Below are 7,324 nucleotides of genomic sequence, written 5' to 3'. Positions count from 1 at the left end.
CAGTCTACCGAAGCCGCCCCTACATGGTGGCTCCGAGGAATGGCTATCCCGCAGGCAAGCTCGGCCGCTGGCATACCTCGCTACTTCGACGGTCGCCTCATGCTGATGCCTTGACATTGGAGCGACAGGACGCGAGCAGGTCGACCAGCTCCTCGCCGAGCCCGGCCTGCCGCCAGCCCTCGCGGGCCTGCGCCTCGGTCAGCTCCACGAACCGCAGGTCCCGGCCGAGTGCGGCGGCGACCGCGGCGAGCCGTTGCCGTGGGGTGAGCGCCTCCGGGCCGGTGACGGCGTAGACCATGCCGGCGTGCCCGTCGCCGGTGAGCGCCTCCGCCGCCACGGCGCCGACGTCGGCCTCGTCGACCACCGCGTTGGGGACGTCGCCGAAGGGCTCGCGCACCTCACCCGCCTCGCGGATCGGCGTGGCCCAGCCGAGGGTGTTGCCCATGAAGTCGACGGGCTGGAGGATCGTCCACTCCAGACCGCTCGCCGTCACCGCCTCCTCCACCGGGCCCGACTGCCCGTTCCACAGCACGGACACCCGCCGGACACCCGCCTTCTCGGCCAGCTCCACGATCTCGGGTCCGGTGCGGAGCGTGGCGTAGTCGTCGCCCCCGGTGGTGAGCAGGTGAAGGCCCGTGATCCCGTCGAGGGCGTCCTCCAGGGTGGCCGGCGCGGTCAGGTCGCCGACCGCCACCTCGACACCGGCCGGCAGCCCGGCGGCCCGCTCGGGATCCCTGGTCAGGACCCGTACCGAGGCGCCCCGGGCGAGCAGTTCCCGGACCACGTGTCGTCCCGCCTTGCCCGTCGCGCCGGTGACCAGATACCGCATGCGTACGCTCCCTTCCTCCTGCCGACGACGGTAGGACCTCAACCGGACTTGAGGTCAACGGTTCCGGTGGCGGTGAACCCGGGGCACGCGTTCGTCCGTACCAGGCGTCGTACGAGACCAGCGGACGACGGGAGACACAGGTGAGGGTGCAGCGCAGGCACGTGCTGGCGGCGACGGTGGCGGTGGCCGCCGCGGCGGTCGTCGCGGTGGGCACCGGACTCGGATTCGCGGACACCGCCCCGGAACGCGCGTCCGTCTGCTCCGGCTCGGTCACGTTCTCGGCCGAGGGCGACGCGCCGGCGGCGACCAGCGACCGGTTCCCGGTCGGCACCCGCCTACGGGTGACGAACCTCGACAACGGCAGAGCGGTCACGGTGACCGTGACCGGCCCGTCGGGCAGTTGCGTGCTGTTGAACGCGGCGGCCATGGACCAGGTACGCGAACCCGGACGGAACGTCATCCGCCGCAACCTGGTGGAACGGCTCGACGGCGGGGCCGCCCAGCCGGGCCCGGGCGAGACGCGGCCCGGCAGCGCCCGTCCCGGCGCGGCGCGTCCCGAGGGTGACGCCCCGGGCGGTGGCGCCGCGCGGCGCGTGTGCGGCGGGCCGGTCACGTTCTCGGCCGAGGGCGGCGCGCCGGCCGCCACGAGCGGGCAGTTCCCGGTGGGCACCCGGTTGCGGGTGACGAACCTCGACAACGACCGGACGGTCACCGTGACGGTGACCGGCCCGTCGGGGAGCTGCGTGCTGCTCAACGCGGCCGCCATGGACGCGATCCGCGAGCCCGGCAGGAACGTGGTGCGCAACAACGTGGTCGAGCTGCTCGGCTGACCGGCGGCCTGGCTGACCGGCGGCCGGTGGCGGTCGTGCGCGGGCGACCGCCACCGGTCCCGTGGTGTCAGGGGCCCCGGCGGATCCGGCGGGCGGTGTCAGGGCCGCACGCCGGATCCGGCGGGCGGTGTCAGGCCACCCGGCGGATCCGGCGTGCGGCGAGGTAGAGAAGCAGTGCCGCCAGCGCGACGAAGATGCCGGTCTCGATGGCCTGGAACAGCCAGAACCGGTCGGCCGGTTGGTAGAGCTGCCAGTTGTAGGCGCCGTCGCCGAACTCGACCAGCGGCCGGCACGTCGCGCCGCCCGGTTCGCTGGCATCCGGCGGGCAGTTCGCCTGGGCGCCGGACAGCACCATCGTGCCGCTGGCGTCGCGGATGCCCTTCTCCACGATCCAGTCGCCGAACGAGGCGCTCAGGTCCGCGGTCGCGCCCGCGATGGGGAAGGTCCGGGTCTCCTGCGGAAGGTAGTGCGGCCGGGCCAGGACGGTCAGCACGATCCGCAGGCCGACGAATCCGCCGAGGGTGACTGCCATCGCCGACATCATGCGCGGCCAGAACACGCCGGCGCAGACACCCAGCGCGACCGCGAACAGGGTGTAGCCGATCGGGACGGCACCCTGCATGTCGAAGAAGAAGACGTCGAACCGGCTCTGCTCGGCGGCCTGGGTCAGCGGAGCGGCCCACCAGGACATGCCGAGCCCGTAGACGACGGCGACGACGGTGGTGACCACGGCTACGAACCCGAACTTGACCAACGCCCACCGCCGACGGCTGACGCCCTGCGTCCAGGCGAACCGGTGGGTGCCCTGCTCGACCTCGCGGGCGACCAGCGGAGCGCCCAGAACAGCCCGACGACCAGCGGCAGGACGAGGAACAGCACGCCCAGCATGCTCAGGGAACCGAACTGGTCGGAGAACTGGTGCAGGGCCCGGTTGCACGCCTCCGCGCGGTCGGGAGTGGACTGGGCGCTGGTCAAGACGCCGACGCACTCGGCCAGCCCCTTGTCGGCGTACGCGTTGCGCGTCATCAGGCCGGTGGGGACCATGAGGGCGGCGAGCACGAGCAGCGCGGCGCCCGTGACCAGCACCTGCCGGCGGTGTTGGCGCCAGGTGAGCCACATCATGCGGGGACCTCCCAGTCGGTGCGGGTGGTGTCGGTCTCGCCGTCGCCGAGGTAGGCCAGGATCACGTCCTCGAGCGTCACGTCGTGGACCGTCCAGTCCGGGTCGACGACGCCGTCGACGCGGGCCAGCAGGGTGGACTGGCGTTCGGTGTGCCGGGCGCGCACGACGGCACCCACACCGGCGATCGGTTCGCCGTCGTGCCGGGGGCCCACCAGCTGCCGGTGGGTGGCGACGAGGTCGTCGACCGCTCCGGCGAGCCGGACGCGGGAGGCGCGCAGGACGAGCAGGTGGTCGCAGGCGCGCTCCAGGTCGGCGATCAGGTGCGAGGAGAGCAGCACGGTCGTGCCGGAGTCGGTGACGCTGCCCATCAGCGACTGGAGGAACTCGCGACGCGCGAGCGGGTCGAGGCTGGCGACCGGCTCGTCCAGCAGCAGAAGGCGGGGCCGCTTGGCCAGGGCCAGGGCGAGCGCGACCTGGGCGCGCTGGCCGCCGGACAGCTTGCCGACCGGCAGCTTCGGAGGTATGCCGAGCTGCCCGAGCCGTTCGCGGGCCAGAGCCGCGTCCCAGCGCGCGTTCATCCGGCCGCCGAGCTGGACGAGTTCCGCGGCGGTGAAGTCGCGGTAGAGCGGCGTGTCCTGCGCGACGAAGCCGATGTCGGGCAGGACGGCCGGGTCGTCGTACGGCGAGCGGCCGAAGACGCGCACGTCGCCCGCGTCCGGCCGGAGCAGGCCGACGGCCAGGTGCAGGAGGGTGCTCTTGCCGGCGCCGTTGGGACCGACGAGGCCGACGATCCCCCCGGCGGGCAGGCGGAACGAGCAGCCCTGCAGCGCCCACCGTCGTCCGTACCGTTTGCCGAGCTGCACGGCCTCCAGAGCGATGTCCATCAGCTGTCCTCTCCTCAGGCCGAGGCGTGTTCGGTCCGGGCCGCGTCGGCGGCGAGTGTGGCCCGCAGGGTCGTCTCGACCAGGGCGATGACGTCCTCGGGGGTGAGGCCGGCGGTGCGGGCACGGCGGAGCCAGGCGACCAGGTCGTCGCGGAGGTCTGCCTGGTCGGCCAGGGGTGGGCCGCCGAGGGTGCGGCGGACGAAGGTGCCGACGCCCGGGCGGCCCTCCACGAGCCCTTCGATCTCCAGCTCCCGGTACGCCTTCAGCACGGTGTTGGGGTTGATGGCCAGCGACTGCGCCACGTCGCGGACCTTCGGCAGTTGGTCGCCGGGCGCCAGCAGACCCACCCGCAGGGCCTGTTTCACCTGCTGGATCAACTGCACGTAGGTGTTCACCTTGGACCGGGCGTCCAGTACGAACTCGATCACCTGAGCCCTCTCTGTTGTCCTATGACAGTAGGACTATAGGACAGGAAGGGGTGGCGTGGGCACCCGTACGCGCGTGGTGTCATGATGTGCCGCTCGCCGGGATGATCGAGGGGGTTCGGATGCTGCACCTGCTGCTCCTGCGGTACACCGGGTCGGAGCGGGACGCGCAGCCGTACGTGGCCGGTCACGTGCGCTTCCTGGAGCGCCATCACCAGCAGGGGACGTTCCTGGTCTCCGGGCAGACGGTGCCCTCGACGGAGGGCGGCGCCATCCTGGCCCACGCCGTCGACCGGGAGACGGTCCAGCGGATCGTCGCGGAGGATCCGTTCGTCGTGGCCGGCGTCGCGACGTACACGGTCACGACGATCGAGCCCGGGCGGGTCCACCCGGCGCTCGCGGACCTGCTCGGTCGGACCACCTGAGAGGGCCCCTCCCTCTGCCGGCGGCGTCGGGAAGGGGCCCTGCTCGGAGGTCAGGCGAACGCGGCGTCGAGGATGTCCAGGCCGCGGGCCAGCTCGTCGTCGGAGATGACGAGCGGGGGGAGGAAGCGCAGCACGTTGCCGTACGTGCCGCAGGTGAGCGTGAGCAGTCCGGCCGCGTGGCAGGCGGCCGACACCGCGGCCGTGGCGGTCGGATCCGGGGTGAGGGTGCCCGGCCGGACGATCTCCACGGCGAGCATCGCGCCCCGGCCGCGCACCTCGGCGACGCGCGGATCCCGCTCGGCGATCGCCCGCAGCCGGGACGTCATCACCGACCCGATCCGCCGGGCCGCGGCCGCGAGGTCCAGCTCCCGCATCGTCTCGATACTGGCCAGCGCGGCGGCGCAGGCGACCGGGTTGCCGCCGTACGTGCCGCCGAGGCCGCCCACGTGCACGGCGTCCATCAGCTCGGCCCGCCCGGTCACGGCGGCCAGTGGCAACCCGCCGGCGATGCCCTTGGCGAGCGTCACCAGATCCGGCTCGACCCCCTCGTGCTCACAGGCGAACCAGTCCCCGGTCCGGCAGAACCCGGTCTGGATCTCGTCGGCCACGAAGACGACGCCCGTGGCGGTCGCCCACTCGCGCAGCGCCGGCAGGAACCCGGGCGCCGGCACGACGAAGCCGCCCTCGCCCTGGATCGGCTCGATCAGCAGCGCGGCCACGTTCTCCGCGCCGACCTGCTTCTCGACCGTCTCGATGGCGCGCGCCGCAGCCGTGGCGCCGTCCAGGCCGCCGTCGCGCAGCGGGTACGACATGGGCACCCGGTAGACCTCCCCGGCGAACGGCCCGAAGCGGTGCTTGTACGGCATGTTCTTCGCCGTCAGCGCCATGGTCAGGTTCGTCCGGCCGTGGTACGCGTGGTCGAACACGACCACGGCCGGCCGGCCGGTGGCGTGCCGGGCGATCTTGACGGCGTTCTCCACCGCCTCGGCGCCGGAGTTGAACAGCGCCGAGCGCTTCTCGAACCCGCCCGGCGTCAGGGCGTTGAGCTGCTCGCAGACCGCCACGTACGACTCGTACGGCGCGACCATGAAACAGGTGTGGGTGAAGCGTTCGACCTGCTCCCGCACCGCGGCCACGACGCGCGGGGCGGCGTTGCCGACGTTGCTGACCGCGATGCCGGCCGCGAAGTCGATCCACTCCCGTCCCTCGACGTCGGTGATCGTGCCGCCGGCCGCCCGGTCCACGTAGGACGTGACGGTGCTGCCCACGCCGCGGGCGACCGCCGCCTGGCGTCGCTTGTGCAGCTCGTCGGACGATGCCATGGCTCAGCCCTCGATGTTGTGCATGACGTGCTTGATCCGGGTGTAGTCCTCCAGGCTGTAGACCGAGAGGTCCTTGCCGTGCCCGGAGTGCTTGAAGCCGCCGTGCGGCATCTCGGAGACGAACGGGATGTGCGTGTTCACCCAGACGCAGCCGAAGTCGAGCCGGCGGGTCATGCGCATCGCGCGGCCGTGGTCCTTCGTCCAGACCGAGGCGGACAGGCCGTACTCGACGCCGTTGGCCCAGCGCACCGCCTCGTCCTCGTCGCTGAAGCGCTGCACGGTGATGACGGGGCCGAAGACCTCCTGCTGGATGATCTCGTCGGCCTGCCGTACGCCCGAGACGACCGTGGGCGCGTAGAAGTAGCCGCGCTCGCCCTGCCGGGAACCGCCGGTCTCGACGCTCGCGTGGTCCGGGAGCCGGTCCACGAAGCCGCTGACCCGGGCGAGCTGGTTGGCGTTGTTCAGCGGGCCGTAGAGCACGTCCTCGTCGTCCGGCGCGCCGGTCTTCGTGTTGCGCGCCTGCTCGGCGAGGGCCGCCACGAAGTCGTCGTGGATGCCGGGGCCGGCGAGCACCCGGGTCGCCGCCGTGCAGTCCTGCCCCGCGTTGAAGTACCCGCCGAGCGCGACCGCCTCGGCCGCCGCCGCGACGTCCGCGTCGTCGAAGATCACCACCGGGGCCTTGCCGCCCAGCTCCAGGTGGGTGCGTTTGAGGTCCGGCGCCGCCGCCGCGGCGACCTCCATGCCGGCCCGCGTCGAGCCGGTGATCGAGACGAGCTGCGGAACGGGGTGGGAGACGAGGGTGCGGCCGGTGTCCCGGTCGCCGCAGACCACGTTGAACACGCCCGGCGGCAGGAACTCGGCGGCGATCTCGGCGAGCAGCAGCGTGGAGGCCGGCGTGGTGTCCGACGGCTTCAGGACCACCGTGTTGCCGGCCGCGAGCGCGGGGGCGATCTTCCAGACCGCCATCATGAGCGGGTAGTTCCAGGGCGTCACCTGGGCGCAGACGCCGATCGGCTCCCGCCGCACGTACGAGGTGTGCCCGGCCAGGTACTCGCCGGCGGACCGGCCCTCCAGCAGCCGTGCCGCGCCCGCGAAGAAACGGAACTCGTCGACGCAGGGCGGCAGCTCCTCCTCGGCGGTGAGCTGGCGCGGCTTGCCGGTGTTGCGCACCTCCACGTCGACCAGTTCGGCGGCCCTCGCCTCCACCGCGTCGGCGAGCTTGAGCAGCGCCCGCTGCCGCTCGGCCGGCGTCGCGTCCCGCCAGGTCTCGAAGGCGTCGGCGGCGGCCTTCATGGCCGCGTCCACGTCGGCGGCGCCGGAGACCGGCGCCTGCGCGAAGACCTCGCCGGTGCACGGGTCGATCAGGTCGGCGTACCCGCCGTCCACCGGGTCGACGTACTCGCCGTTGACGAAGTTGCGCAGCTGCTGCTGGTCACTCATGGAAAGTCTCCGAGGGGTGGCCGGGGGATGAGGTCAGCGGAGGTTAT

Annotated in this window: 9 protein-coding genes; 2 read left to right on the top strand and 7 right to left on the bottom strand. The window is 72.8% G+C overall.

Annotated features, from left to right (window positions below; all coding sequences use genetic code 11):
* Nucleotides 1-97 precede the first annotated feature (97 nt).
* Complete coding sequence (locus D7I43_RS20275; RefSeq protein ID WP_120330106.1) at nucleotides 98-829, bottom strand: SDR family oxidoreductase; 732 nt, start codon at nucleotides 827-829, stop codon at nucleotides 98-100.
* Nucleotides 830-969: 140 nt separating this feature from the next.
* Here D7I43_RS20275 and D7I43_RS20270 point away from each other — a divergent pair, with 140 nt between their 5' ends.
* The gene (locus D7I43_RS20270) at nucleotides 970-1,659 is read left to right on the top strand and encodes an RlpA-like double-psi beta-barrel domain-containing protein (protein WP_120330105.1); all 690 of its coding nucleotides are present in this window, start codon (nucleotides 970-972) and stop codon (nucleotides 1,657-1,659) included.
* A gap of 130 nt (nucleotides 1,660-1,789) precedes the next feature.
* Here D7I43_RS20270 and D7I43_RS33700 read toward each other — a convergent pair whose 3' ends face one another.
* The 4 genes from D7I43_RS33700 to D7I43_RS20255 are packed head-to-tail and all read right to left on the bottom strand — an operon-like array spanning nucleotide 1,790 to nucleotide 4,093.
* On the bottom strand, nucleotides 1,790-2,389 hold the full coding sequence (locus D7I43_RS33700) for a hypothetical protein (RefSeq protein ID WP_240033057.1): 600 nt from the start codon (nucleotides 2,387-2,389) through the stop codon (nucleotides 1,790-1,792).
* Between the two features lie 2 nt (nucleotides 2,390-2,391).
* On the bottom strand, nucleotides 2,392-2,781 hold the full coding sequence (locus D7I43_RS33695) for a hypothetical protein (protein ID WP_240033056.1): 390 nt from the start codon (nucleotides 2,779-2,781) through the stop codon (nucleotides 2,392-2,394).
* Complete coding sequence (locus D7I43_RS20260; protein ID WP_120330104.1) at nucleotides 2,778-3,665, bottom strand: ABC transporter ATP-binding protein; 888 nt, start codon at nucleotides 3,663-3,665, stop codon at nucleotides 2,778-2,780. The genes D7I43_RS33695 and D7I43_RS20260 overlap by 4 nt, the downstream gene beginning before the upstream one ends.
* Before the next feature lie 14 nt (nucleotides 3,666-3,679).
* The gene (locus tag D7I43_RS20255) at nucleotides 3,680-4,093 is read right to left on the bottom strand and encodes a GntR family transcriptional regulator (protein WP_120330103.1); all 414 of its coding nucleotides are present in this window, start codon (nucleotides 4,091-4,093) and stop codon (nucleotides 3,680-3,682) included.
* Nucleotides 4,094-4,194: 101 nt separating this feature from the next.
* Here D7I43_RS20255 and D7I43_RS20250 point away from each other — a divergent pair, with 101 nt between their 5' ends.
* Nucleotides 4,195-4,515 (top strand): YciI family protein, encoded by a 321-nt coding sequence (locus D7I43_RS20250; protein ID WP_240033055.1) that lies wholly within the window; start codon nucleotides 4,195-4,197, stop codon nucleotides 4,513-4,515.
* A gap of 50 nt (nucleotides 4,516-4,565) precedes the next feature.
* Here D7I43_RS20250 and gabT read toward each other — a convergent pair whose 3' ends face one another.
* Both gabT and D7I43_RS20240 read right to left on the bottom strand, forming a co-directional pair.
* Nucleotides 4,566-5,837: a 4-aminobutyrate--2-oxoglutarate transaminase gene (gabT, locus tag D7I43_RS20245; protein WP_120330102.1), complete on the bottom strand. Its 1,272-nt coding sequence runs from the start codon at nucleotides 5,835-5,837 to the stop codon at nucleotides 4,566-4,568.
* Nucleotides 5,838-5,840: 3 nt separating this feature from the next.
* Nucleotides 5,841-7,277, bottom strand: coding sequence for a gamma-aminobutyraldehyde dehydrogenase (locus D7I43_RS20240; protein ID WP_120330101.1), 1,437 nt, complete (start codon nucleotides 7,275-7,277; stop codon nucleotides 5,841-5,843).
* Nucleotides 7,278-7,324: the final 47 nt, after the last annotated feature.

Source organism: Micromonospora globbae (genome assembly GCF_003610785.1).
In the GTDB taxonomy this organism is placed as follows: domain Bacteria; phylum Actinomycetota; class Actinomycetes; order Mycobacteriales; family Micromonosporaceae; genus Micromonospora; species Micromonospora globbae.
Note: the sequence above shows the minus strand (reverse complement) of the source record. Positions and strands in the feature narration are given on the sequence as shown.